The organism is Streptomyces sp. NPDC037273 (assembly GCF_055603625.1).
In genome coordinates, this window is sequence record NZ_JBVJVO010000007.1 from 79,424 (window position 1) to 105,182 (window position 25,759).

At 71.7% G+C, this 25,759-nt stretch carries 23 protein-coding genes; 15 read left to right on the forward strand and 8 right to left on the reverse strand.

Features of this window, described 5'->3' with window-relative positions; all coding sequences use genetic code 11:
* Positions 1–180 precede the first annotated feature (180 nt).
* The 6 genes from ACZ7G1_RS20020 (at position 181) to ACZ7G1_RS20045 (ending at position 7,132) form a co-directional block, all read left to right on the forward strand.
* Positions 181–1,374 (forward strand): NAD(P)/FAD-dependent oxidoreductase, encoded by a 1,194-nt coding sequence (locus ACZ7G1_RS20020; protein ID WP_470873180.1) that lies wholly within the window; start codon positions 181–183, stop codon positions 1,372–1,374.
* On the forward strand, positions 1,374–3,914 hold the full coding sequence (nirB, locus tag ACZ7G1_RS20025; RefSeq protein ID WP_470873178.1) for a nitrite reductase large subunit NirB: 2,541 nt from the start codon (positions 1,374–1,376) through the stop codon (positions 3,912–3,914). The genes ACZ7G1_RS20020 and nirB overlap by 1 nt, the downstream gene beginning before the upstream one ends.
* Positions 3,914–4,267: a nitrite reductase small subunit NirD gene (gene nirD, locus ACZ7G1_RS20030; RefSeq protein WP_470873176.1), complete on the forward strand. Its 354-nt coding sequence runs from the start codon at positions 3,914–3,916 to the stop codon at positions 4,265–4,267. The genes nirB and nirD overlap by 1 nt, the downstream gene beginning before the upstream one ends.
* A 43-nt stretch (positions 4,268–4,310) precedes the next feature.
* Positions 4,311–4,895: a TetR/AcrR family transcriptional regulator gene (locus ACZ7G1_RS20035; RefSeq protein WP_470873174.1), complete on the forward strand. Its 585-nt coding sequence runs from the start codon at positions 4,311–4,313 to the stop codon at positions 4,893–4,895.
* Positions 4,896–4,982: 87 nt separating this feature from the next.
* Positions 4,983–6,347 (forward strand): MFS transporter, encoded by a 1,365-nt coding sequence (locus ACZ7G1_RS20040; RefSeq protein ID WP_470873172.1) that lies wholly within the window; start codon positions 4,983–4,985, stop codon positions 6,345–6,347.
* Positions 6,348–6,370: 23 nt separating this feature from the next.
* Positions 6,371–7,132 (forward strand): SDR family NAD(P)-dependent oxidoreductase, encoded by a 762-nt coding sequence (locus tag ACZ7G1_RS20045; protein WP_470873170.1) that lies wholly within the window; start codon positions 6,371–6,373, stop codon positions 7,130–7,132.
* 12 nt (positions 7,133–7,144) lie between these two features.
* Here ACZ7G1_RS20045 and ACZ7G1_RS20050 read toward each other — a convergent pair whose 3' ends face one another.
* Both ACZ7G1_RS20050 and ACZ7G1_RS20055 read right to left on the reverse strand, forming a co-directional pair.
* Positions 7,145–7,558: a VOC family protein gene (locus ACZ7G1_RS20050; RefSeq protein WP_470873168.1), complete on the reverse strand. Its 414-nt coding sequence runs from the start codon at positions 7,556–7,558 to the stop codon at positions 7,145–7,147.
* 89 nt (positions 7,559–7,647) lie between these two features.
* Complete coding sequence (locus ACZ7G1_RS20055; RefSeq protein ID WP_470873166.1) at positions 7,648–8,097, reverse strand: group III truncated hemoglobin; 450 nt, start codon at positions 8,095–8,097, stop codon at positions 7,648–7,650.
* 184 nt (positions 8,098–8,281) lie between these two features.
* Between ACZ7G1_RS20055 and ACZ7G1_RS20060 the strand changes: the two genes are divergently transcribed.
* A complete protein-coding gene (locus ACZ7G1_RS20060) occupies positions 8,282–9,439 on the forward strand; it encodes an alkaline phosphatase PhoX (RefSeq protein WP_470873164.1) in 1,158 nt (385 codons plus the stop codon).
* Between the two features lie 76 nt (positions 9,440–9,515).
* Here ACZ7G1_RS20060 and ACZ7G1_RS20065 read toward each other — a convergent pair whose 3' ends face one another.
* The 4 genes from ACZ7G1_RS20065 to ACZ7G1_RS20080 all read right to left on the reverse strand — a co-directional run bounded on the left by ACZ7G1_RS20065 (position 9,516) and on the right by ACZ7G1_RS20080 (position 16,268).
* Complete coding sequence (locus ACZ7G1_RS20065) at positions 9,516–10,547, reverse strand: ArsR/SmtB family transcription factor (RefSeq protein WP_470873162.1); 1,032 nt, start codon at positions 10,545–10,547, stop codon at positions 9,516–9,518.
* A gap of 590 nt (positions 10,548–11,137) precedes the next feature.
* The gene (gene ppdK, locus ACZ7G1_RS20070) at positions 11,138–13,849 is read right to left on the reverse strand and encodes a pyruvate, phosphate dikinase (RefSeq protein ID WP_470873160.1); all 2,712 of its coding nucleotides are present in this window, start codon (positions 13,847–13,849) and stop codon (positions 11,138–11,140) included.
* Positions 13,850–14,206: 357 nt separating this feature from the next.
* A complete protein-coding gene (gene dusB / locus ACZ7G1_RS20075) occupies positions 14,207–15,343 on the reverse strand; it encodes a tRNA dihydrouridine synthase DusB (protein WP_470873158.1) in 1,137 nt (378 codons plus the stop codon).
* Positions 15,344–15,386: 43 nt separating this feature from the next.
* Positions 15,387–16,268, reverse strand: a complete 882-nt coding sequence (locus ACZ7G1_RS20080) for an MmyB family transcriptional regulator (protein ID WP_470873365.1) — start codon at positions 16,266–16,268, stop codon at positions 15,387–15,389.
* Positions 16,269–16,381: 113 nt separating this feature from the next.
* On the opposite strand from ACZ7G1_RS20080, the gene ACZ7G1_RS20085 reads away from it, so the two are divergent.
* From ACZ7G1_RS20085 to ACZ7G1_RS20100, 4 genes are all read left to right on the forward strand, one after another.
* A complete protein-coding gene (locus ACZ7G1_RS20085; protein WP_470873156.1) occupies positions 16,382–17,854 on the forward strand; it encodes an MFS transporter in 1,473 nt (490 codons plus the stop codon).
* Between the two features lie 63 nt (positions 17,855–17,917).
* Positions 17,918–18,946, forward strand: a complete 1,029-nt coding sequence (locus tag ACZ7G1_RS20090; RefSeq protein ID WP_470873154.1) for an aldo/keto reductase — start codon at positions 17,918–17,920, stop codon at positions 18,944–18,946.
* Positions 18,947–18,962: 16 nt separating this feature from the next.
* Entirely contained in the window at positions 18,963–19,556 is a 594-nt protein-coding gene (locus ACZ7G1_RS20095; RefSeq protein WP_470873152.1) for a TetR/AcrR family transcriptional regulator, read from the forward strand.
* 118 nt (positions 19,557–19,674) lie between these two features.
* Complete coding sequence (locus ACZ7G1_RS20100) at positions 19,675–20,376, forward strand: VC0807 family protein (protein WP_470873150.1); 702 nt, start codon at positions 19,675–19,677, stop codon at positions 20,374–20,376.
* Positions 20,377–20,464: 88 nt separating this feature from the next.
* Here ACZ7G1_RS20100 and ACZ7G1_RS20105 read toward each other — a convergent pair whose 3' ends face one another.
* Positions 20,465–21,847 carry a glycine--tRNA ligase gene (locus ACZ7G1_RS20105; protein WP_470873148.1) on the reverse strand — a complete coding sequence of 461 codons (1,383 nt, stop codon included), beginning with the start codon at positions 21,845–21,847 and terminating at the stop codon, positions 20,465–20,467.
* 165 nt (positions 21,848–22,012) lie between these two features.
* Between ACZ7G1_RS20105 and ACZ7G1_RS20110 the strand changes: the two genes are divergently transcribed.
* The 4 genes from ACZ7G1_RS20110 (at position 22,013) to ACZ7G1_RS20125 (ending at position 25,172) form a co-directional block, all read left to right on the forward strand.
* Complete coding sequence (locus tag ACZ7G1_RS20110) at positions 22,013–22,993, forward strand: metal ABC transporter substrate-binding protein (protein ID WP_470873146.1); 981 nt, start codon at positions 22,013–22,015, stop codon at positions 22,991–22,993.
* 26 nt (positions 22,994–23,019) lie between these two features.
* A complete protein-coding gene (locus ACZ7G1_RS20115) occupies positions 23,020–23,784 on the forward strand; it encodes a metal ABC transporter ATP-binding protein (protein ID WP_470873145.1) in 765 nt (254 codons plus the stop codon).
* Positions 23,785–23,786: 2 nt separating this feature from the next.
* Positions 23,787–24,680 (forward strand): metal ABC transporter permease, encoded by an 894-nt coding sequence (locus ACZ7G1_RS20120; protein WP_470873143.1) that lies wholly within the window; start codon positions 23,787–23,789, stop codon positions 24,678–24,680.
* Positions 24,681–24,761: 81 nt separating this feature from the next.
* The gene (locus tag ACZ7G1_RS20125) at positions 24,762–25,172 is read left to right on the forward strand and encodes a Fur family transcriptional regulator (RefSeq protein WP_055643557.1); all 411 of its coding nucleotides are present in this window, start codon (positions 24,762–24,764) and stop codon (positions 25,170–25,172) included.
* A gap of 73 nt (positions 25,173–25,245) precedes the next feature.
* On the opposite strand, the gene ACZ7G1_RS20130 is transcribed toward ACZ7G1_RS20125, so the two are convergent.
* Positions 25,246–25,758 carry a YcxB family protein gene (locus ACZ7G1_RS20130; protein ID WP_470873142.1) on the reverse strand — a complete coding sequence of 171 codons (513 nt, stop codon included), beginning with the start codon at positions 25,756–25,758 and terminating at the stop codon, positions 25,246–25,248.
* Between the last annotated feature and the right edge of the window lies 1 nt (position 25,759).

Consider the following 25,759-nt stretch of genomic DNA (forward strand, 5'->3'; position numbering starts at 1 on the left):
ACGGGAATCGGCGGCTTCGTCCGCTCCCCCGCATCCTTAAGCCGGGCTTGAGCCGAGGCTGATCGCCGGTTAACCCTCCCCGGCCCTCACAGCGCACCGGAGCCGCGGCTGAGATCAGCGTTCCGTACGGGAAACAGTCGGGATGCCGTCGGGAAACACCCGCCGCGCACTCTTCCGGGTATGAGTACACGGATCGTGGTGGTCGGGGGCGGAACGGCGGGCGCCCGGCTCGCCCAGCGCCTGCCCGTCACCCTCCTCGGCGAGGAGCCGCACGCCCCCTACAACAGGGTGCTGCTCGCCGACGTCCTCGCCGGGCGGTACGCCCCCGAGGTCGTCGCGCTGCCCGGGACCCGCGAGCCGGCCCGCCTCGGGGTGCGCGCGGTGCGGATCGACCGGGCGGCCCGCACGGTCGAATGCGCCGACGGCACCCTCGTCGGCTACGACCGGCTCGTCCTCGCCACCGGCTCCAACCCGGTGCTTCCGCCGCTGCGCGGACTGCGCGGCGCGGAGCTGCCGGCCGGCGTGCACCCGTTCCGCACCCTCGACGACTGTCTGGCGCTCCGCTCCCTCGTCCGGCCCGGTGTCCGTGCCGTCGTCATCGGCGGCGGCCTGCTCGGCGTCTCGGCGGCCCGCGCGCTCGCCGCGCTCGGCGCCGAGGTCGTCCTCACCCAGCAGGGCGAGCGGCTGATGGAGCGTCAACTCGACGTGCACGCCTCGGCTCTGCTCCGCGAGCACGTCGAGTCCCTCGGTGTCGAGGTGCACACCGAGTGCCGGGTCAGCGGCCTCCGCCGGCGGGACGGGGCGGTCACCGCGGTCGAACTCGCCGACGGTTTCGTCCTGGACGCCCAGGTCGTCGTCCTGGCCTGCGGGGTCCGCCCCCGGGTCGCGCTCGCCCGCGAGGCGGGACTCGCCGTCTCCACGGGCATCGTCGTCGACGACGAACTCCGCACCTCTGACCCGTACATCCACGCCATCGGCGACTGCGCGGAGCACGAAGGACGGAGCTACGGCCTCGCGGGGCCGGCGCTCGAACAGGCCGACGTCCTGGCGGACCTGCTCGGCACCGAGCTCGGCGGCGCCCGCTACACCGGCACCCGCGCGCTGACCCGGCTGACCCTCGGCGGCGCGCAGCCGCTGGACCTCGCCGCGTTCGGCGAGGTGACGGCACGCCCCGGGGACGACGTCGTGCAGCTGACCGACGCGACCCGCAGCGCTTATCGGAAGGTCGTCGTCCGCGGGGACCGGCTCGTCGGGGGCGTCCTCCTCGGCGATCTGGCCGCGGTCGGCGCGCTCGCCAGAGCCTGGGAGGGCGATGAGGCCCTGCCCGACGAGGCTCCCCTGCTCCACCTGCTCACCCACGACGGAGGCTCCTGATGACCACCCCCACCATCGTTCTGGTCGGCCACGGAATGGTCGGCCAGCGGTTCCTGGAGGCGCTCGCCGACCGTGGCGTCACGGAGCGGGCCCGGATCGTGGTGCTCTGCGAGGAGCCGCGTCCGGCCTATGACCGCGTGCAGCTGACCTCGTACTTCTCGGGGAAGACGCCCGACGACCTGTCGATGGTCGAGGCCGGCTTCATGGCGAAGCACGGCATCGAGCTGTACGTGGGCGACGCGGCCGAGGCCGTCGACCGGGAGGCCCGTACCGTCACCGCCCGCTCCGGCCGGGTCTTCGCCTACGACACCCTCGTCCTGGCCACCGGCTCGTACCCCTTCGTGCCGCCCGTCCCGGGCAAGGACGCCAAGGGCTGCTTCGTGTACCGGACGATCGAGGACCTGCTCGCGATCGAGGAGTACGCCAAGACGGCGACGACCGGCGCGGTGGTCGGCGGCGGTCTGCTCGGCCTGGAGGCGGCGGGCGCGCTGAAGGGGCTCGGCCTGGACACGCACGTGGTGGAGTTCGCGCCGCGGCTGATGCCGGTGCAGGTCGACGAGGGCGGCGGCGCGGCCCTGCTCCGTACGATCGAGCGGATGGGTCTGACCGTCCACACGGGCACCGGCACCCAGGAGGTCGTGACGGCCGACGGTTCCGTGACGGCGATGAAGCTGTCGGACGGCTCCGAACTGGCCACGGACATGGTGGTGTTCTCGGCGGGTGTACGGCCCAGGGACCAGCTGGCGCGCGACTGCGGCCTGACGGTCGGCGAGCGCGGCGGCATCGCGGTCGACGAGCTGTGCCGGACGTCCGACCCGGCGGTGTTCGCGATCGGCGAGTGCGCGCTGGCCTCGGACGGCCGGGTGTACGGCCTGGTGGCGCCGGGTTACGAGATGGCGCAGACGGCGGCGGCGGCGATCGCCGACGAGACGGTCGACGGCTTCACGGGCGCCGACATGTCGACGAAGCTGAAGCTGCTCGGCGTGGACGTGGCCTCGTTCGGTGACGCGCACGGCACGGCCGAGGGCTGCCTGGACGTCGTCTACTCGGACTCCCGCTCGGGCGTCTACAAGAAGCTGGTGATCTCCGGCGACGGGGTGCTGCTCGGCGGCGTCCTGGTCGGCGACGCCGAGCAGTACGGGCTGCTGAGGCCGCTCACGGGTTCCGTGCCGCCGGTCTCCCCCGAGCAGCTGGTCCTGCCGGCGGGCGCGGGCGCGCCGGTGGCGCTGGGCCCGTCGGCGCTGCCGGACGACGCGGTGATCTGCTCCTGCCACAACGTCACGAAGCACGCGATCGGCCAGTGCGAGACGCTGGCCGAGGTGAAGAAATGCACCAAGGCCGGTACGGGCTGCGGCAGTTGCGTGAAGGTGATCGAGAAGCTGCTGCCGGCCGCGAAGGACAAGGGGCTCTGCGGCTGCTTCTCGTACACCCGCAGCGAGCTGTACGAGATCGCCCGCACCCTGCGGGTGACCTCCTTCGCCGCGCTGCTCGACTCGCACGGGCGGGACGGGGCGAAGGGCGGGGAGGGCTGCGAGGTCTGCAAGCCGACCGTCGGCTCGATCCTGGCCAGCCTCGCCCCGACATTGGGCTTGGGCGGCTACATCCTGGACGGGGAGCAGGCCTCCCTCCAGGACACCAACGACCACTTCCTCGCGAACATGCAGCGCAACGGCTCCTACTCGGTCGTGCCGCGCATCCCGGGCGGCGAGATCACCCCGGAGAAACTGATCGTGATCGGCGAGGTGGCACGGGACTTCGGGCTCTACACGAAGATCACCGGTGGCCAGCGGATCGACCTCTTCGGCGCCCGGGTGGACCAGCTCCCCTCGATCTGGACGCGCCTGGTCGACGCGGGCTTCGAGTCGGGGCACGCGTACGGCAAGTCGCTGCGCACGGTGAAGTCCTGCGTCGGGCAGACCTGGTGCCGTTACGGCGTCCAGGACTCGGTGAAGATGGCGATCCGGCTCGAACTGCGCTACCGGGGCCTGCGCGCCCCGCACAAGCTGAAGTCGGCGGTCTCGGGCTGCGCCCGCGAGTGCGCGGAGGCCCAGTCGAAGGACTTCGGGATCATCGCGACGGCCAACGGCTGGAACCTGTACGTCGGCGGCAACGGCGGTGCGACCCCGCGCCACGCGGACCTGCTCGCGCAGGACCTGTCGGACGCCGAACTGGTGCGGCTCATCGACCGGTTCCTGATGTTCTACATCCGGACGGCGGACCGCCTTGAGCGGACGTCGACGTGGCTGGAGCGGCTGGAGGGCGGGCTCGACCACCTGAAGGACGTGGTGGTGCACGACTCGCTGGGGCTGTGCGAGGAGCTGGAGGCGCTGATGGCGGCGCACGTCGAGGGCTACCAGGACGAGTGGGCGCAGACCCTGGACGATCCGGACCGGCTGCGCCGCTTCGTCTCCTTCGTGAACGCCCCGGACGCGCCGGACCCCTCGGTCCGCTTCGTGCCGGAGCGCGACCAGATCAAGCCGGACCTCACGATCCTCACGCTCGGACCGACGATCAGCACGCTGGAAGGGGCTTCCTCCTGATGACGACTCTCACCGACCGCACCGTGGCCATGCTCGAACTCTCCCCCTCCCCCGGCACCTGGATGACGGTCTGCGAGGAGGCCCGGCTGACCCCGGGGCGGGGCATGGCGGCGCTCCTCCCGGACGGCCGGCAGGCCGCGGTCTTCCGGGACCGGGCGGGGCGGGCGTACGCGATCGACAACCGGGACCCGTTCACGGGGGCGCAGGTGCTCGCCCGTGGTCTCGTGGGCTCGGCGGACGGCCGGCCGTTCGTGGCCTCGCCGCTCCTGAAGCAGCGCTTCGACCTGGAGACGGGCCGCTGTCTGGACGACGACGAGGTCGCGGTGGCGGTCTACCCGGTGCGTACCGCCTAGAGAGATCTTGACCGATCGTTCCAGTAAGTCGTACGGTCTTCTCGTGGCCAGGACCAAGGAATTCGATCCGGACGCCGCGCTCCAGGCAGCCCTCGAACTGTTCTGGGCGCGCGGCTACGAGGCGACGACGATGGCGGACCTCGTCGAGCACCTCGGCGTCGGCCGCGCGAGCATCTACGCCACCTTCGGGAACAAGCACGACCTGTACCTGAAGGCGATGGACCGCTACCTGGAGACCCGGGACCCCCGGCTCGTCGAGGAGCTGTCCGCGCCGGGCCCGGCCCTCCCCGCCGTCCGGACCCTCGTCCGCCGCTTCGCCGCCGAGGCCGCGGCGGACGACGAACGCCTGAACGGCTGTTTCGTCACCAACTCGGCGGCGGAACTCGGCCCGCACGACCCGGCGGTCGCCCGTCGCGTCGAGCTCAGCTGGGAGCAGATCGAGACCCTCCTGTACGCGGCCCTCACCCGCGCCCGGGCCGGCGGCGAACTCCCGGACGGCCGCGACCCGCGCACCCTCGCCCGCATGCTGCTCGTCCTGCTGCAGGGCATCCGCGTCGTCGGCAAGGCGTCCAGCGACCCGACCCGGGTCAGGGACGCGGCGGAACAGGCCCTGACCCTGCTGGACTGAGGAACGAACGGGGCGCCCACGAGGGGCGCCCCTTTCTTCGGCGCTCATTTTGGAACGTACGGTCAAGTTCACCACCAGGGGGATGGCATGACGACGACAGCGACAGCGAAGACCCGGAGGGCACCGGAAGCCCGCCGGACGGAGACCCGACGGGGCTTCGTCCTCCTCGGCGCCGTGCAGACGACGCTCATCTTCACCCTCGCCTCCCTCGCCGTCCCCCTGCCCCGCATCGGCGCCGAGTTCCACCTCGACCGCGCCCAGCTGATCCTGCTGAGCGCCGCCTACGGCCTGACCTTCGCCGGGCTGCTCCTGCTCGGCGGCCGGCTCGCCGACCGCCACGGCGGACGCCGGACCCTCACGGCGGGACTCCTCGTCTTCGGCGCCGCGTCCGCCGCCGCCCCGCTCGCCCCCGGCCACGAGGCACTGCTCGCCGCCCGGTTCGGCCAGGGCGTCGGCGCGGCCCTGGTCGCCCCGGCGGCGATGGCGCTGCTGCGGGCCCTGTTCCCCGAACCGGCCGCGTACGGCAGGGCGATGGCCGGCTGGGGCGGCCTGTCCGTCCTCGGCGCGACCGCAGGCAACCTCCTCTCGGGGGTGATCGCGGTCGCCACCTCCTGGCGCGGCACCTTCGCCGTACCGATCGCCGTGAGCCTCGCCGCCCTGCTCCTTGCGCCCCGGCTGCTGCCCGCCACCCCGCCGGACGCGGGGCGGTCCCTGGACCTGCCCGGCGCGCTGCTCGCCACCGCCGGGATCACGCTGACCAGTTACGGTCTCGTGCTCACCGACGCCCACCCGTGGGGCTCCGCCCCGGTCCTGGGGCCGCTGCTCGCCGGGCTCGTCCTGCTCGGCGCCTTCGGGGTCGTGGAGCGGCGGACGGCCGATCCGCTGCTGCCGCCGGACTTCCTGCGCGACGGCCGCCACGCCCTGGGCCTCGCGGCGATCGGGCTCACGGCGGCCGGCACCGCCACCGTCTTCGTCCTGCTCTCGCTGGCCCTGCAGCAGCAGCGCGGCTGGTCCGCCCTGGCCACCTCCGCCGCCTTCGTGCCGTTCGCGGTCTCGCTGCTCGGCGCGGGCCGGTGCGCGGGCCCGCTGATCGGGCGGTTCGGCCCCGGCCGGGTGACCGCCGCCGGGCTCGGTACGGCCGCCGCCGGGCTCGGGCTGCTCGCCGCGACGGGCTTCGCGCCCTCCGTCCCGTACGCGTACGGGCTGCTGCCGGGGCTGCTCCTGCTGCCGGCCGGCGGCGCGCTGTCCTTCGCGGGCGCCGCCGTCCTCGCCACCGACGGGGTCCCGGCACATCGCGCGGGCCTCGCGGGCGGCGTCCTGAACACGGCGATGGAGCTCGGGCCGACCGTGCTCTTCGCCGCCCTGCTCACCCTCGGCGGCGACGCGGTGTCACTGGCGGCCGCGGCCGTCCTGTTCACCGCCCTCGCCGCCCTCACCCACCGCGTCAAGTAACCCGGACCACAAGGGAGTCACTCATGTCCGCACGTTTCACCGGCCGCACCGTCCTCGTCACCGGAGCCGGTTCCGGGCTCGGCCGGGCCATCGCGCTCGCCTTCGCCGCCGAGGGCGCGAGGGTCGTCGCCGCCGGCCGCACCGCCGAGCCGCTCGACGCGACCGTCGCCCTGATCGAGGCGGCCGGCGGGACCGCGGCGGCGGTGACGGCCGACGTGTCGAGCGCGGAGTCCACGCGGGAGCTGGTCCGGCGCACGGTGGAGGTCTTCGGCGGTCTCGACGTCGCCGTGAACAACGCGGGGGTGTTCCGCGGCGGGCACAGCGCGGCCGACTTCCCCCTGGAGGACTGGCGGACGCTGCTCGACATCAACGTCACGGGGGTGCTGCACGCCCTCCAGGCCGAGGTGGCCCACATGCGGGCGCACGGCGGCGGGGCCATCGTGAACATCGCCTCCAACCTGGGCCCGCACGTGCGGATCCCGGGGGTCTTCGGCTACCAGGTCTCCAAGGCGGCCGTCTCGGCGATCACCAGGGCCGCGGCCCTTGACCACATCGCGGACGGCGTCCGGATCAACGCGGTCAGCCCCGGCGCCTCGGAGTCGGCGATGTCGCTGCTGCCCGGCGAGTCGGAGGCCGAGCGGGAGGTCCGGATGAAGGAGCAGTCGCCGCTGGGCCGCATCTCCTCCGCCGCCGAGGTGGCGGCGGCGGTGCTGTACCTCGCGTCGGACGACGCGGCCTCCGCCGTCGGCACGGACCTGGTGATCGACGGCGGCGTCTCGGCCTGACGTACGGCTCGCTCAGCCCTGGGCGGCCTTCTCGTCCATCCAGAAGACCTCCCAGTGGTGGCCGTCCAGGTCGGTGAAGGAGCGGCCGTACATGAAGCCCATGTCCAGCGGCTCCTTCGCCTTGCCGGCGCCGGCGGCGAGGGCCGCGTCGGCGAGCTCGTCGACCTTCTCGCGGCTCTCGGCGCTCAGGGTGACGAGCACCTCGGTGGCCTTCGTCGCGTCGGAGATCGCCTTGCCCGGCGCGGTGAAGCTCCGGAACTTCTCCTCGGTGAGGAGCATCGCGAAGATCGTGTCGCTGATGACGACGCACGCGGCGGTCTCGTCGGTGAAGTGCGGGTTCGACCGATACCCGAGCTTCTCGAAGAACGCCTTGCTGGCGTCGAGGTCCTTCACCGGCAGGTTCACGAAGATCATCTGCGGGGCCATGGTGTGCTCTCTTCTCTCGTGCGGTGCTTTCGAGAGGTAGGACGGACCCGCCTCCGGAAACTCATCGCTCCCGGAAGAAACTTTTTTCCTCAGGCCGCGGAGCGCAGCTCCAGGGCCGCCAGCGGGACGAACCCGCCGCCCCCGCCGCCGGTCGCCGCCTCCGGTCCCGCGAGCCGCCGCAGCATGGCGACGGCGATCCGCTCGCCCTGGCCCTTGGCCCGCTCCGCCAGCGGTCCCTGGTGCAGCCCGTCCAGGGTCGCGTGCCACAGCTGCACCCACCGGCCGAAGTGCGCGGCCGTCAGCGGCCTCGCCGCGTGCAGGGCGGCGTGCGGCCCGAAGGCGTCCCGGCCGTACTCCGCGCTGCGGAGGAGCGCCCGCTCCCAGAAGTCGCCGATCCTCGGCAGGTGCGTCTCCAGGTCCGTCCCGGCGATCCGCGTGAAGAACGGTCCGATCAACGGGTCGGCGAACGCGGCGCCGTAGAACCGCCGCAACACCACGTCGATGTCGGCACGGTCACGGATGTCCCGGGAGGCACTCATGTCGCCCAGTGTCCCGCGGCCGGCGCCGCCGCCCCAGGGACGAAGGTCCCGCCCGTTGCGCGCCGCTTCCCCTTCATCGCTTGTTGATGCACTGTCAACACCGTACTTCTAGGTTCCGGAAGCGCGCGACCCCGTCGCCGACCGGCATGGCGGGGCGGTTCACCATCCTTCTCGGGAGTCAGACGTGGAGCGACGCAGTTTCCTGCGCGGAGCGGTCATCGGCACCTCGGCGGCGGCCTTCGGCGGCAGCCTCTGGCAGAGCGCCGCCTTCGCCGCGCCCGCCCAGCCCGGCGCCGGCCCGTACGGGGCGCTCGGGGCGGCGGACGCGAACGGCATCCAGCTGCCCGCCGGGTTCACCAGCCGGGTCATCGCCCGGTCCGGCCAGACCGTGACCGGCACCTCGTACGCCTGGCACAGCGCCCCCGACGGCGGCGCCTGCTTCGCCGACGGCACCGGCTGGATCTACGTGTCGAACTCGGAGATCAACCCCAGCGGCGGCGCGAGCGCGGTGCGGTTCGACGCGGCGGGCACGATCACCGGGGCGTACCGCATCCTCTCCGGCACCCGCCAGAACTGCGCCGGCGGCAAGACCCCGTGGAACACCTGGCTGTCCTGCGAGGAGGTCTCCCTCGGCTACGTCTACGAGACGAACCCGTGGGGCGGCACCGCCACCCGCCGGGACGCGATGGGCCGGTTCAAGCACGAGGCGGCCGCGGCCGACCCGGTGCGCCAGGTCGTCTACCTGACCGAGGACGAGACGGACGGCTGCTTCTACCGCTTCATCCCCACCACCTGGGGCAACCTCTCCTCCGGCACCCTCCAGGTCTTCAAGGCCTCCACGGCCACCTCGGGCACCTTCACCTGGCAGACCGTGCCGGACCCGGACGGCTCGCCGACCACCACCCGCAACCAGGTCTCCGGCGCCAAGCGCTTCAACGGCGGCGAGGGCTGCTACTACGCGAACGACACCGTCTGGTTCACCACCAAGGGCGACAACCGGGTCTGGCAGGTCGACGTCGCCGCCGGCACCTACGAACTGGCCTACGACGACTCGCTCGTGGTCGGCGGCGGCGCCCCGCTCACCGGCGTCGACAACATCACCGGCACCTCCTCCGGCGACCTGTTCGTCGCCGAGGACGGCGGCAACATGGAGATCTGCGTCATCACGCCGGACGACGTCGTCGCGCCCTTCCTGCGGATCACCGGCCAGTCCTCCTCCGAGATCACCGGACCGGCCTTCTCCCCCGACGGCACGCGCCTCTACTTCTCCAGCCAGCGCGGCACCAGCGGCAGCTCCTCGGGCGGCATCACCTACGAGGTGAAGGGCCCGTTCCGGGCGTGACCGCGAGGCGACGGGCCCGCTCCGCGGCTGGCTGCTCCGCGGGTGGCTACTCCGCGGGTGGCTACTCCGCGGGTGGCTACGACGTCACCCCGTTCCGGGCGTAGCTCCCCGCGTAGCACCGCAGGTCCACCGTTCGCTGGGCGCCGCCGAGGAGGGCGGCGCCCAGCGGCGTCAGGGTGTGCAGGACCGCGTTGCCGTTGCGGAGGGTGGCGATGAGCCCGGCCTCCCGCAGGACGCCCGCGTGCTGGCTGGCCGAGGCGAGGGAGACCCCGGCCCGGCGGGCCAGCTCGCTCGTCGTACCGCCGTCGCCGATGGCGTGCAGGACCGCCGAGCGGGTCTGGCCGACCAGCTTGGCGAGCGAGGAACCGCCGGGCGAGCGGACGGTCGGCGCCTCGCCGTGCGTGACGGGGTAGACGAGGACCGGCGGCAGCCCGGGATCGCGCAGCACGACCGGGGTCCCCCGGCAGAAGTACGAGGGCTGGAGCAGCAGCCCCCGCCCGTCGAGGTGGACGTCCCGGTCGACCGGGTAGTCGGCTTCCAGGACGGGCGCGCGCCAGCGCAGCATCGGCGGCAGCGAGGCGAGGAGTTCCTCGGCCCCGCCGTCGAGCAGGGCGCGCCCGCGCCGGGCCCGGTCGGCCTCGACGCGCGCCCTGATGTGCGGCCAGTAGGGCTCCACGGCGGCCCGGTGGTAGCTGCGCAGGGCCCCCACGAGCCGGTCGAAGGGCTCCGCGCCGCCGTCGGCTAGGGCGCGCAGCGAGTGGGGCACGGTCCGGGCCCCCGAGCGGTCGGCGGCGAGCAGGGAGAGCTCGTCGCGGAGCCTCCCGGTGCCGGTCGCACGGATCGCCTGGAGGCCCTCGTCGAGCCCGTGGACGCCTTCGGCGGGCGTCAGGAAGTCCGGAAAATATCCCCGGCTCGGGACCAGCGCGGCAAGCAGCCTGGTCTCACCGCCGAGCCTCATCCGCGCTTCCGAGCGCCATTCCCCGTAGACCACGGGTCCGCGCCGGTCTCTTAAACGGTGAAAACTCAGAATCGTTTCCCACAGAACGTCAGGACGGGCGGCCGTCCGCACCCCCGCCAAGTCGCTTCCGGTGAAATGAATCCGCAGCATGACGTCCCCACCTGTGCACTCGCAACCACCCCCGACGACGAGTATGCACAGCATCACTGCACGTTACCAGGGTGTTTCAGCCACAGTTGAAAAGCATCGCGGCAATCAGGGGGGAAACGAAAAGCTGTGCGGGTCGGACAGGAAACCTTCAGGACCGAGGTGACGTGGCGAAGACCGTGGGGGGCTTTGCGCGTCTGGCGGCGGTCGGCGAGGGTTGCGGCTCACCTGCCCGGCATCGGTAAAGGGCGCGGCCTCCGGGTGGGGATCCGGGGGTCGCGCCCGCTCCGTTCTTTGCGCCGAGGAATCAAAGAAGTTCAATAACCAATGATTCAATCCGCCGCAATTGAACATTGACCCACATCCGTCCGACGCACAAACAACGGGACGGACACCTCCGCACAAAGGTGTCCGTCCCGTCTCTTTTGTGAATCCGGAGCCGCGGCCCGTCGGTGAGGGTGTGAGTGACCGGCGGCGGCCCCGGTGGCTGTGGTTCCGCTGCTGAACCGGGGTTCAGGAGGGCCCGACCGCCACTCCTGAACCCCGGTTCAGCAGGACTCGGGGGTCACTGCTGAACCGTCGTTCAGCAGGGCTCAGCGGCTGTCGCTGCCCTTCGCCTCGGCCGCCGCGCGGCCGGCCTCCAGGCGCGCCACCGGGATCCGGAAGGGCGAGCAGGAGACGTAGTCGAGGCCGACCTCGTGGAAGAAGTGCACCGACTCCGGGTCGCCGCCGTGCTCGCCGCAGACACCGAGCTTGATGTCGGGGCGGGTGGCGCGGCCGGCCTGCACGGCGCTGCGCACGAGGGCGCCGACGCCGTCCTTGTCGATGGTCTCGAAGGGGCTGACGCCGAAGATGCCCTTCTCCAGGTACGCGGTGAAGAAGGAGGCCTCCACGTCGTCGCGGGAGAAGCCCCAGACCGTCTGCGTCAGGTCGTTGGTGCCGAAGGAGAAGAACTCCGCGGCCTCGGCGATCTGACCGGCGGTCACGGCGGCGCGCGGCAGCTCGATCATGGTGCCGAGCGCGAGCTTGAGCTCGACGCCGGTCTGCGCCTGGACCTCGGCGATGACCTGCTCGGCCTCCTCGCGGACGATCTCCAGCTCCTGGACGGTGCCGACGAGCGGGATCATGATCTCGGCGCGCGGGTCGCCCTTGGCGTCGATGCGGTGGGCCGCGGCCTCCGCGATCGCCCGGACCTGCATGGTGAACAGGCCGGGGATGACCAGACCGAGGCGGACACCGCGCAGACCCAGCATCGGGTTCTGCTCGTGCAGCCGGTGCACGGCCTGGAGCAGGCGCAGGTCGTTCTCGTGCGGCTCCTTGCGGGACTCGGCGAGGGCGACGCGGACCGACAGCTCGGTGATGTCGGGCAGGAACTCGTGCAGCGGCGGGTCGAGCAGCCGGACCGTGACGGGCAGCCCGTCCATGGCCTCGAAGAGCTCGATGAAGTCCTGCTTCTGCAGCGGGAGCAGGGCCTTCAGCGACTCCTCGCGCTCGGCGTCCGTGTCGGCGAGGATCAGGCGCTCGACGTACTGGCGGCGCTCGCCGAGGAACATGTGCTCGGTGCGGCACAGGCCGATGCCCTGGGCGCCGAAGCGGCGGGCGCGGGAGGCGTCCTCGGCGTTGTCGGCGTTGGCGCGGACGCGGAGCCGGCGGACGCGGTCGGCGTAGGCCATGATCCGGTGCACGGCGGCGACGAGCTCGTCGGCGTCGTCGGCGCCGGCGTGCATGCGGCCCTCGAAGTACTCGACGACCGGGGACGGCACGACGGGTACCTCACCGAGGTAGACCTTGCCGGTGGAGCCGTCGATGGAGACGACGTCGCCCTCCTCGATGACCGCGCCGGAGGCGGTGGTCATGCGGCGGCGCTTGGTGTCGACCTCGAGCTCCTCGGCGCCGCAGACACAGGTCTTGCCCATGCCGCGGGCGACGACGGCGGCGTGCGAGGTCTTGCCGCCGCGCGAGGTCAGGATGCCCTCGGCGGCGATCATGCCGTCCAGGTCGTCCGGGTTGGTCTCGCGGCGGATCAGGATGACCTTCTCGCCGGAGCGGGACCACTTGACGGCCGTGTACGAGTCGAAGACGGCCTTGCCGACGGCCGCGCCCGGGGAGGCGGCGATGCCGCGGCCGATCTGCTCGACCTTCGCGTCCTCGTCGAACTTCGGGAACATCAGCTGGGCGAGCTGGGCGCCGGTGACGCGCTGGAGCGCCTCGGCCTCGTCGATCAGGCCCTGGTCCACGAGCTGGGTGGCGATGCGGAAGGCGGCACCGGCGGTGCGCTTGCCGACGCGGGTCTGGAGCATCCAGAGCTGGCCGCGCTCGATGGTGAACTCGATGTCGCAGAGATCCTTGTAGTGGGTCTCCAGGGTGCTCATGATGTGCATGAGCTGGTCGTACGACTTCTTGTCGATCGACTCGAGGTCGGCGAGCGGCACGGTGTTGCGGATACCGGCGACGACGTCCTCGCCCTGCGCGTTCTGCAGGTAGTCGCCGTAGACGCCGGCGTGGCCGGAGGCGGGGTCGCGGGTGAAGGCGACGCCGGTGCCCGAGTCGGGGCCGAGGTTGCCGAAGACCATCGAGCAGACGTTGACGGCGGTGCCGAGGTCGCCCGGGATGCGCTCCTGGCGGCGGTACAGCTTCGCGCGGTCGGTGTTCCAGGAGTTGAAGACGGCCTCGATGGCGAGGTCCATCTGCTCACGCGCGTCCTGGGGGAAGTCGCGGCCGGTCTCGGTCTTCACGATCTTCTTGAAGTGCTCGACGACCTTGCGCAGGTCGGCGGCGTCCAGGTCGGTGTCGCTGGCGACGCCCTTGGCGGCCTTGGCCTCGTCGAGGGCCTCCTCGAAGAGCTCGCCGTCGACGCCGAGGACGGTCTTGCCGAACATCTGGATCAGGCGGCGGTACGAGTCCCAGGCGAAGCGCTCGTTGTCGGCCTGGGCGGCGAGGCCGGCCACGGACTCGTCGGAGAGGCCGATGTTCAGGACCGTGTCCATCATGCCGGGCATGGAGAACTTGGCGCCCGAGCGGACGGAGACGAGCAGCGGGTCGTCGGCCTGGCCGAGCTTCTTGCCCATCTGGGTCTCGAGGGCGTCGAGGTGGGCGGACACCTCGTCGCGGAGCTCGACCGGCTCCGAGCCGCTTTCGAGGTAGACCTTGCACGCTTCGGTGGTGATCGTGAAGCCCGGAGGCACCGGGAGACCGAGGTTGGTCATCTCGGCGAGGTTGGCGCCCTTGCCACCGAGCAGGTCCTTCAGGTCCCTGTTGCCCTCGGTGAAGTCGTAGACGAACTTCTGATCATTGTTTTCCGACACGGGTCCCGACTCCTCGATGACTCGGTTGGCTGCCCTGACGGCGAGGAACATACCCAGATCGAAGGCTTCTGGGGAGGTACGCCTAGCGGACACCCGGTCTTAACCACCCGTCCGCCAGCACTTCGAAAGTTACCGAGCAAAACATTCACCTTTCACGGTCCGAAGCCCGATCTCCCCCGAACTCGCCAAAAGCCGCTCAGATGAGCGCTTGATCGGCCACTTGCGTTCAACTCTTGAACGCAAAAGGGGTGGCACCCAGTGCCACCCCTTCAGGCGGTGCATCCGCACGTATACCGCTCATGTGAGCACCACCCCCCTCAGAGGTGGCGAGGATCACTCCCCCGGAAAGGCCGAATCTCAGCCGCCGGACGTGTCCAGCTCGGCGTCCTCGCTCACTCCGGCGCAGTCGTACGGGTCCTTCAACCAGCCGTCCGGCAGGACAACACGGTTGTTTCCGGACGTACGGCCCCGGGGGCCGTCCGCGCCCACCGGCCACGGCTGGTCCAGGTCCAGCTCGCTCAACTGAGCGCGCAGTTCGTCCAGGGACGAGGTGATGGCCAGCTTCTTGCGCATCTCGGAGCCGACCGCGAAGCCCTTCAGGTACCAGGCCACGTGCTTGCGGAAGTCGATGACACCCCGTGCCTCGTCGCCGAGCCACTCGCCGAGCAGCCGCGCGTGCCGCACCATCGCGTCCGCGACCTCGCGAAGGCCCGGCTGCGCGTACTGACCCGTGCCCTCGAAGCCCGCCACCAGGTCGCCGAAGAGCCACGGCCGGCCCAGGCAGCCGCGCCCGACGACGACGCCGTCGCAGCCGGTCTCGCGCATCATCCGCAGCGCGTCGTCGGCCGACCAGATGTCGCCGTTGCCGAGCACCGGGATCTCCGGCACGTGCTCCTTGAGCCGCGCGATGGCGTCCCAGTCGGCCGTGCCGCCGTAGTGCTGGGCCGCCGTCCGGCCGTGCAGGGCGATCGCGGTGACGCCCTCCTCGACCGCGATCCGGCCCGCGTCGAGGAAGGTGATGTGGTCGTCGTCGATGCCCTTGCGCATCTTCATCGTGACCGGCAGGTCGCCCGCGTTGGTCACGGCCTCGTGCAGGATCGCGCGCAGCAGCGGCCGCTTGTACGGGAGGGCCGAGCCGCCGCCCTTGCGGGTCACCTTGGGGACCGGGCAGCCGAAGTTCAGGTCGATGTGGTCGGCGAGGTCCTCGTCGACGATCATCCGCACGGCCTTGCCGACGGTCACCGGGTCCACTCCGTAGAGCTGGATCGAGCGCGGCCTCTCCGTCTCGTCGAAGCGGATGAGCTGCATCGTCTTCTCGTTGCGCTCGACCAGGGCGCGCGTCGTGATCATCTCGCTCACGAACAGCCCCTTGCCGCCGGAGTACTCGCGGCAGAGGGTACGGAAGGGGGCGTTGGTGATGCCGGCCATGGGGGCGAGCACCACCGGCGGCTGCACGATGTGCGGGCCGATGGCGAGAGGGGAGAACGCGGTCATGCGCCCCATTGTCGCGCACCCCGGAGGTCTTTAGTCAGCCGAACTATCCGTTCATGGCCGAGCTCACAGCCCCGGCGCCCGCCTCCTCCAGGAGCACGGCGTCGAGCAGCCGCTCGATCCCGGCCCGCGTCTCGTCGTCCACGGGGACGTACGTGACGAGGTGCGGGCCCGAGTTCGGGCCCAGCCAGAGGTTGGTGTGCTCGAACCTGAGCACCCCGACCAGGGCGTTGTGGATGACCTTGGTCCTGCCCCCGGGCGCGACCACGTCGTGCCGGGCCCAGATCTCCCGGAACTCCGGCGACACCGCTTCGAGCCGCCGCACGAGCTCCTTCCACGCGGGCTCGGCCAGGTGCTCGGCCATCGAGGCGCGGAACTTCCCGGCGAGGATCGGGAGCAGGTCCGGCAGGTCGGTCGCCGCCGCCCGGAAGTCGGGGTTCGTGAAGGCCAGCCAGAGCGAGTTGCGGTCCTCGCGGGGCAGCGCGTCCAGATCGCAGAAGAGCCGCCCGAAGGTCCGGTTGTGGGCGAGGAAGTCGAACCGGCTGTTCTGCACCGCCGCCGGTACGGGCTCCAGCTGCGCCAGGAGCGTCCGCAGCGCGGGCGTCACGGCCGAGGAGGGCGCGCCGGGGTGCGGGTCCGCCTGCCCGGCGAGCGCGAAGAGGTGGCTCCGCTCGGTCGGGTCGAGGAGCAGCGCGTCGGCGAGCGCGTCGAGCACCTGCGGGGAGACCTGGATGTCCCTGGCCTGTTCGAGCCAGGTGTACCAGGTGACGCCGACGGCGGAGAGGTGCGCGACCTCCTCGCGGCGCAGCCCCGGCGTCCTGCGCCGTCTCCCCCGGGGCAGCCCCACCCGCTCGGGGCTGATCCGCTCGCGCCGGCTGCGCAGGAACGCGGCGAGCTCGTGCCGCCGGGTCTCGGGTGCCTCCGTCATCGCTGTCGTCACGCTCCCAGGGTGCCGGGGCCGCGAGCCCGTTGCCAGGTATTCGTTCTACCAGGATAAAGACACTCTGGTACCAGGCTGAGCGGACGCGGATCGTCTGATCCATGACTTCGACCCCGACCTCGGGCCGCCCGCCGGGCGCCACGCCGACCGCCGCCCCTGGCCGCACCTCCGGCCCGGTGCGGCCGGCGGGCGCCGGCCCCCTCGGCTCCCTGGGCCTCTTCACCGTCCTGCTCGGCGCCGCGCTCCCCCTCATCGACTTCTTCATCGTCAACGTCGCCCTGCCCTCCATCGACCACGACCTCTCCGCGGGACCGGTGCTCCTTGAGCTGATCGTCGCCGGGTACGGCCTGCCGTACGCCGTCCTGCTGGTGCTCGGCGGGCGGCTCGGCGACCTCTTCGGCCGCCGCAGGCTCTTCCTCGCCGGCATGGCCGCCTTCGGCGTGACCTCGCTCGCCTGCGGGCTCGCCCCGGACGCGTGGAGCCTGGTCGGGGCGCGGGTGGCGCAGGGCGCGGCGGCGGCGCTGATGCTGCCGCAGGTGCTCGCGACCATCCACGCGGCGACGGAGGGGCCGCGCAGGGCGAAGGCGCTGAGCCTGTACGGGGCGACTGCGGGCCTCTCGATGGCGGGCGGCCAGATCCTGGGCGGGGTGCTGGTCGCGGCGGACCTCGCGGGCTCGGGCTGGCGCGCGGTGTTCCTGGTGAACGTGCCGATCGCCGTGGCCGGCCTGCTGCTCGCCCTGCGCACCGTCCCGGAGACCCGTTCGGACCGCCCGGCGCCGGTGGACGTGGCGGGCACGCTGCTCCTCGCGGCGGCCCTGCTCACCCTGCTCGCCCCGCTGACGGAGGGCAGGGCGGCGGGCTGGCCGCTGTGGACGTGGCTGTCGCTCGGGGCGTTCCCGCTGGTGGCGGCGGGCTTCTGGCGGGTGGAGCGGCGGCTCGACCGCGCGGGCGGGACGCCGCTGGTGCCGCCGAGCCTGCTCGGCCTGGCGTCGCTGCGGCGCGGCCTGGTGCTCGTGCTGCCGCTCTCGGCGGGCTTCAGCGGCTTCATGTTCGTGATCGCGGTCTCGCTCCAGCAGGGTCTGCGGCTCGGCGCGGTGGCCTCGGGTCTCGCCGTGGTCCCGATGGCGCTCGCCTTCTTCGCGGCCTCGCTCGCGGGTCCGCGCCTGATCCGCCGCTGGGGCACCCGGGTGGTTCCGGTGGGCGCCCTGCTCCAGGCCGCCGGCCTCGGCCTGATCGCGCTGACCGCGGGCCGCTCCTGGCCCGAGCTCTCGGTGGCGAGCCTGATCCCCGGCATGGCGGTCGCGGGCCTCGGGCAGGGACTCCAGCTGCCGGTGCTGTTCCGGGTGGTGCTCTCGGAGGTGCCGCCGGAGCGCGCGGGCGTCGGCAGCGGGGTCATGGTGACGACCCAGCAGGCGGCCATCACCCTGGGCGTCGCCACCCTCGGCTCCCTCTTCCTCTCCCTCTCCGCCTCGGGTTCCACGGGCACGGCCCTGACGGTGACCCTCCTCATCCAGCTGGTCATGGCCCTCCTGACGGCCCTGCTCGCCCTGCGCCTGCCGAGGTCCGTGAGCTGACCCCCGAGGGGGTTGGGGATGACAGATATTGAAATCTGTCATCGGTCATGTCATTCTTCTTGCATGACGACGACACACACCACCCCCCTCCCGACCCGCACCCTCGGCACCACCGGCCCGGCCGTCTCCGCCCTCGGCCTCGGCTGCATGGGCATGTCCGCCCTGTACGGCGAGAGCGACCGCGCCGAGTCGATCGCGACCATCCACGCGGCCCTGGACGCCGGCGTGACCCTGCTCGACACCGGCGACTTCTACGGAATGGGCCACAACGAACTGCTGATCGCCGAGGCCCTCCGTACCGCCCCGGCGGCCTCCCGCGAGCAGGCCCTCACCAGCGTGAAGTTCGGCGCGCTGCGGACCGTCGAAGGCGGCTTCACCGGCTACGACGGCCGTCCGGCCGCCGTGAGGAACTTCGCGGCCTACTCGCTCCAGCGCCTCGGCACCGACCACATCGACGTCTACCGGATCGCCCGCGTCGACCCCGACGTGCCGATCGAGGAGACCGTCGGCGCCATCGCCGAACTCGTCGAGGCGGGCCACGTCCGGCACATCGGCCTCTCCGAGGTCGGCGCCGACACCCTGCGCCGCGCGGCGGCCGTCGCCCCGATCGCGGACCTCCAGATCGAGTACTCCCTGATCTCCCGCGGCATCGAGGACAAGATCCTCCCCACCGCCCGCGAGCTCGGCATCGGCGTCACCGCGTACGGCGTCCTCTCCCGCGGCCTCATCAGCGGTCACTTCACCCGCGAGCGCGCCCTCGCCCCCGGCGACTTCCGCGGCATGTCCCCCCGCTTCCAGGGCGAGAACCTCGACCGCAACCTCGCCCTCGTCGAGCGCCTCCGCGAGGTCGCCGGGGCGAAGGGCGTCACGGTCGCGCAGACCGCCATCGCCTGGGTCCTCGCCCAGGGCACCGACATCGTCCCCCTGGTCGGCGCCCGCCGCCGCGACCGCCTCGCCGAGGCCGTCGCCGCCCTCGACGTCACCCTCACCCCCGCCGACCTCGCCGCCATCGAGGAGGCCGTCCCCGCCGACTCCGCTTCGGGCGAGCGCTACCCCGCCTCCCAGATGGCCCACCTGGACAGCGAGCACTGACGGGTACTGTCATTCCATGGCCGCCACCACCGAGACCCTGACCGCCGAGCGCATCCTCGAAGCCACCGAGGAGGTGCTGCGACGGTACGGGCCCGCGAAGGCGACGGTCGTGGACGTGGCCCGGGTCCTCGGCGTCAGCCACGGCAGCGTGTACCGGCACTTCCGCACCAAGGCGGCGCTGCGCGAGGCGGTCACCGAGCGATGGCTGGAGCGGACGATCGTCGCGCTGCGGCCGTACCTGGAGCCGGGCAGGCCCGCGGACGTCCGGCTCACCGACTGGCTCACGGCCCTCTTCGACCTCAAGCGCAAGAAGGCGGGCGGCGACCCCGAACTGATGGCGACCTTCCAGGTGCTGATCGGCGAGAACAGCGCGGTGGTCGACCGGCACGAGGAGCACCTCGTCGAGCAGATCGCCCGGATCGTGGAGGACGGTCACCGCGCAGGCCTGTTCACCGCTCCCGAGCGGGACTTCACGACGACGGCCCGCGCGGTCTTCGACGCGACCGACCGCTTCCACAACCCCGCCCACGCGGCGGACTGGTCGGCGCCGGGCGCCGAGCAGGCGTTCACCGCGGTCGTCTCGCTCGTCCAGCGAGCCCTCCGGGCCTGACGGCCTCACAGCCTCACGGCCGCCATTTGGAGATCATTTGGCCTGGACTTTCCCCTTCCCTGTCCGGTGCATGACTACCGTTCTCCCGCACCTCGACCGTAGAAGCACAGGGGGAACCATGTCCGCACCCGACAGACCACCGGCCCGCTCCGGCGGCGCCTCAGCGATCGGCTGGGTCCTCACGATCGGCCTCAACGTCGTCGCGCCGATCCTCACGTACAACATCCTGACCGAGGACCACGGCTGGTCCGAGTTCTCCGCACTGCTCCTGAGCAGCGCGTGGCCGGTGCTCGACACCGCGATCATGGTGGCCTGGCGGCGCAAGGTCGACGAGTTCGCCATGGTCACCCTGGTCTTCCTGGTGATCACGGCCGTGGTCTCGCTGGTCGGCGCGCACACCGCCCGCGCGCTCCTGATCAAGGACTCGTCGGTGACGGGCCTGTTCGGCCTGCTGTGCCTGGCCACGCTGCTCGCGCCGCGCCCGCTGATGTTCTACTTCGGCCGCAAGTTCGCGACCGACGGCACCCCGGCGTCCACGGCCTGGTGGAACGGCATGTGGCAGTACGAGGGCTTCCGCTCCACCATGCGCACGATGACGCTGGTGTGGGGTGTGGCGTACGTGACCGAGGCACTGGTCCGCATCGGCCTCGCGTACGTCCTGCCGACGAAGACCATGGTCACCCTCAGCCCGGTCATGATCTACACGGTCCTCGGCGCCCTCGGCGTCTGGACGGCCTGGTTCGGCAAACGCCGCGCGGCGGAGGGCGCCCGCCGCCAGGCGGAGGCCGAAGCGGAAGCGGCGGCCGCGGCGACCGCCTGACACCGGCACCCGCACGGCACGGGAAAGCCCCCGGCTCCTCCGAGGAGGAACCGGGGGCTTTCCCGTACGTACAGCGGGTCGAGCGGACTCAGCAGCCGAGCAGGCGGCTGCCCAGGTAGCCCTGGATCTGGTCCAGGGAGACGCGCTCCTGCTTCATGGTGTCCCGCTCGCGCACGGTCACCGCGTTGTCGTCGAGGGTGTCGAAGTCGACGGTGACGCAGAACGGGGTGCCGATCTCGTCCTGGCGACGGTAGCGGCGGCCGATGGCGCCGGCGTCGTCGAACTCGATGTTCCAGTTCTGGCGCAGGTCGGCCGCGAGGCCCTTGGCCTTCGGGGACAGCTGCGCGTTGCGGGACAGCGGCAGGACGGCGACCTTGACCGGCGACAGGCGCGGGTCGAGGCGCAGCACGGTGCGCTTCTCCATGACGCCCTTGGCGTTGGGGGCCTCGTCCTCGATGTACGCGTCGAGCAGGAAGGCGAGGAGCGTACGGCCGAGGCCGGCCGCGGGCTCGATGACGTACGGGGTCCAGCGCTCGCCGGCGTCCTGGTCGAAGAAGGTCAGGTCGGCGCCGGAGGCCTTGGAGTGGGCCTTCAGGTCGTAGTCGGTGCGGTTGGCGACGCCCTCGAGCTCGCCCCACTCGCTGCCGCCGAAGGAGAAGCGGTACTCGATGTCGGCGGTGCGCTTCGAGTAGTGGGAGAGCTTCTCCTGCGGGTGCTCGTACCAGCGCATGTTCTCCTCGCGGAGACCGAGGCCGGTGTACCAGTTCCAGCGCTGCTGCATCCAGTACTCCTGCCACTCCTCGTCCTCACCCGGCTTGACGAAGAACTCCATCTCCATCTGCTCGAACTCGCGGGTGCGGAAGATGAAGTTGCCCGGAGTGATCTCGTTCCGGAAGGACTTGCCCATCTGCGCGATGCCGAACGGGGGCTTCTTGCGCGCGGTGAGCTGGACCTGGGCGAAGTTGGTGAAGATGCCCTGCGCGGTCTCGGGGCGCAGGTACGCGACAGAGCCGGAGTCCTGGGTCGGGCCGAGGTGGGTGGAGAGCATGCCCGAGAACTGCTTGGGCTCGGTGAAGGTGCCCTTGTTGCCGCAGTTGGGGCAGTTGAGGTCGGTGAGGCCGTTCTCGGGGAGGCGGCCGTGCTTCGCCTCGTACGCCTCCTCCAGGTGGTCCGCGCGGAAGCGCTTGTGGCAGGAGGTGCACTCGGTCAGCGGGTCGGTGAAGGTGGCGACGTGGCCGGAGGCCTCCCAGACCTCGGGAGCCAGGATGACCGACGAGTCGAGGCCGACGACGTCCTCGCGCGAGGTGACCATGTAACGCCACCACTGGCGCTTGATGTTCTCCTTCAGCTCGACACCCAGCGGCCCGTAGTCCCAGGCGGCACGCTGACCGCCATAGATCTCGCTGCACGGGTAGACGAAGCCACGGCGCTTGCTCAGGCTGACGATGGTGTCGATCTTGTCGGCGGCCACGGTGCTCTCTTCATTACGACGACGAAGTGCGAATGCCTCAGGTTACCGGCGCCCGTACCCCCCGCATCAAATCGGTTCCCCGGCCCGGGGGCGGGAGGGCGGGGTGGGCGGGGACACACGTATGGCAATTGACAACCGTTTCCAGTTTTGTTGAAAATGAGTGTCATGAACGTACGTCGCCTGATACCCGCCACCGCCCTCACCGGAGCCGTCGCGCTCGGTCTCGTCTCCCTCTCCGCCTGCGCCGGGACCTCCGACGCGGCCGACAAGGGAAGCGGCGGCAAGCTGGACGTGGTGGCGTCGTTCTACCCGATGCAGTACCTGGCGGAGCAGATAGGCGGCGGGCACGTCGCCGTCAACACGCTGACGAAGCCCGGCGTCGAACCGCACGACCTGGAGCTCAAGCCGAAGCAGATCGGCGAGCTCGGCGACGCGGACGTCATCCTCTACCTCAAGGGCATCCAGCCCGCCGTCGACGAGGCCATCGCCCAGGCCGGCGTGAAGAACACGGTCGACGCCGCCACCCTCACCCAGCTCGAAGAGCACGGCCAGGAAGTCGGCCACGAGCACGGCGCCGAAGAGGCCGGCCACGACGACCACGGCCACGACCACGGCTCCGAGGCCGGCGCCGACCCCCACGTCTGGCTCGACCCCGTGAAGTACGCCGAGGTCGCCAAGGGCGTCGGCAGCGCCCTCTCGAAGGCCGACCCGGACCACGCCGCCGACTACGCGAAGAACACCGACGCGCTGGTGAAGAAGCTCGGCGACCTGAACACCGAGTTCGAGACCGGCCTGAAGAACACCGCCACGAAGACCTTCATCACCACCCACTCCGCCTTCGGCTACCTCGCCGAGCGCTACGGCCTGGAGCAGGAGGGCATCACCGGCATCGACCCCGAGTCGGAGCCGAGCCCCGCCCGCATCAAGGAACTCCAGGACATCGCGAAGAAGGACAAGGTCTCCACCGTCTTCTTCGAGACCCTCGCGAGCGACAAGACCGCCAAGACCCTCGCCGGCGACACCGGTCTGAAGACCGACGTGCTCGACCCGCTGGAGGGAATCACGGACAAGTCCAAGGGCGATGACTACATCGAGGTCATGCGGTCCAACCTCGCCGCGCTGAAGAAGGCGCTCGGCGCCAAGTGACCACGGCAGCACAGCAGGAGGCACTCATGAGCGACGAGCCCGTCATTTCCGTCCGCGGAGCCACGGCGGCGCTCGGCGCCCGGCCCGTCCTCCGGGGCGTCGACCTCACCGTCCACCGCGGTGAGGTCGTCGCGCTGCTCGGCGCCAACGGCTCCGGCAAGTCCACCGCCGTCCGCGCCGTCATCGGCCAGGTGCCGCTGACCGGCGGCACGATCGAGCTGTTCGGCACCGAGCGGAAGCGGTTCCGCGACTGGGCCCGCGTCGGCTACGTCCCCCAGCGCACCACCGCCGCCAGCGGCGTCCCCGCCACCATCCGCGAGGTCGTCTCCTCCGGCCGGCTCGCCCGCCGCAAGTTCGGCTGGACGACCAAGGCCGACAAGGCGGCCGTCGAGCGGGCCATCGAGCTCGTCGGCCTCGCCGACCGCGCCAAGGACTCCGTCGCCGCGCTCTCCGGCGGCCAGCACCAGCGGGTCCTGATCGCCCGCGCGCTCGCCTCCCAGCCCGAACTGCTGATCATGGACGAGCCGATGGCCGGCGTCGACCTCGCCAGCCAGGAGATCCTCGCCTCGACCCTGCGCGAGCAGGTCGCGGGCGGCACCTCCGTCCTGCTCGTGCTGCACGAGCTCGGCCCCCTGGAGCCGCTGATCGACCGCGCGGTGGTGCTCCGCGACGGCTGTGTCGTCCACGACGGCCCGCCGCCCGAGGCCCTCGGCCAGCACGCGCTGCCCGGCCACGACCACGTACATCCGCACGCGGCCGGCGAGCCGCTCCGCACGGGACTGCTGACCTGATCATGGACTTCCTCGAACCTGCCTTCATGCAGCGGGCGCTCCTCGCGGCCGTCCTCGTCGGCATCACCGCCCCCGCCGTCGGCATCTACCTCGTCCAGCGCCGCCAGGCCCTGATGGGCGACGGCATCGGGCACGTCGCCATGACCGGTGTCGGCCTCGGCTTCCTGCTGAACTCCAGCCCGGTCTGGATGGCGACCCTCGTCGCCGTCGCCGGCTCCGTCGCCATGGAACTGATCAGGGCGTACGGCAAGACCCGCGGCGACCTGGCGCTCGCCCTGCTCTTCTACGGCGGCATGGCCGGCGGCGTGCTCCTCATCAACCTCTCGCCGACCGGCTCCAACGCCAACCTCAGCTCGTACCTCTTCGGCTCCCTGTCGACGGTGTCGAACGAGGACATCACCGCCATCGCGCTCCTCGCCGCCTTCGTCGTCCTCGTCACGGTCGGCCTGCGCAAGCAGCTCTTCGCCGTCAGCCAGGACGAGGAGTTCGCCCGGGTCACCGGCCTTCCCGTGCGCGCCCTGAACCTGCTGATCGCCGTCACGGCCGCGATCACGGTCACGGTCGCCATGCGGGTCGTCGGCCTGCTCCTGGTCAGCGCGCTGATGGTGGTGCCGGTCGCGGCCGCCCAGCAGCTGTCGAAGTCCTTCCGCGCCACCTTCGTCCTCGCCGTGGCGACCGGCATCACGGTCACCCTGGCCGGCACGGTCACCTCCTACTACCAGGACGTACCGCCCGGCGCGACGATCGTCCTCTACGCGATCGGGATCTTCATCGTCCTGACCCTCCTCGCCACCCCGCTGGCCAGGCGCCGGGCCCGCGCCGCGGAAGCGGCCACCCGGGACTGCGACGCACCGCTTCCGGCCACCCGGCGGCCGAACGACGACGTGAAGGTCTGATCCCGGAGCGAACCGGACTGGCCTCGGGGGCACGGGGGACTGGCAGAATGGCGGGGGCGAACACATTTCAAGGAGGCCCCCGTGGTGACGGCAGGACCCCCCGTACGCGGCCGCTCGACCAAGCAGCGGGCCGCCGTCTCGGCGGCGCTGAACGAGGTGGACGAGTTCCGCAGCGCCCAGGAGCTGCACGACATGCTCAAGCACCGCGGCGACTCCGTGGGCCTCACCACCGTCTACCGGACGCTCCAGTCCCTCGCGGACGCGGGCGAGGTCGACGCGCTGCGCACCAGCGACGGCGAGACGGTCTACCGCCGCTGCTCCACCGGCGACCATCACCACCACCTCGTCTGCCGCGTCTGCGGCAAGGCCGTCGAGGTCGAGGGCCCCATGGTCGAGCAGTGGGCCGAGACCATCGCCTCGGAGCACGGCTTCGTCAACGTCGCGCACACCGTCGAGATCTTCGGCACCTGCGCCGACTGCGCCGCCAAGTGACCCGACGCACGACCTGACATACGAAAGGGCCCGCACCGATCCGATCCGGTGCGGGCCCTTCGCGTACGCGCTCTCACATCCGGGCGATGTTCCGGTCGAGGACCGCACGCAGCCGGTCCACGTCGGCGGGGTCGGCGAGGCCGCGCTTGGGCAGCGCCGCCACGCCCGCCGCGCCCTTGTCCGCGGACAGCAGGACGAACTGGGTGGGCGTCTCGACGTACCGGGCCATCAGCTGCCAGCGGCCCGTGAGCTCACTGTCCCGGGTCACCCAGCGGACCCCCTGCTCGTCGACGCTCGCCCGGTGCTCCCCCTGCCGTTCGATCATCGGGTACGTCATCCGGGCGGCGAGCCGCGGCACGAGCAGCGGCAGGACGGCGGCGAGCAGCCCCAGCGAGGTCATCAGCGCCACCGGCCCTGCCTCCGCCCCGCCGGGCCCGGTCAGCATCAGGGCCACGGCCAGGAACGCCAGACCGGCAGCGAACGGCAGCACCCACCGCAGCAGCCGGAACGCGCCGTGCCGCAGCTGCACCCGCACGGCGTCCAGGACGTCCCCACGCGTGGGCGTGTACACCAGCTCCATCTTCATC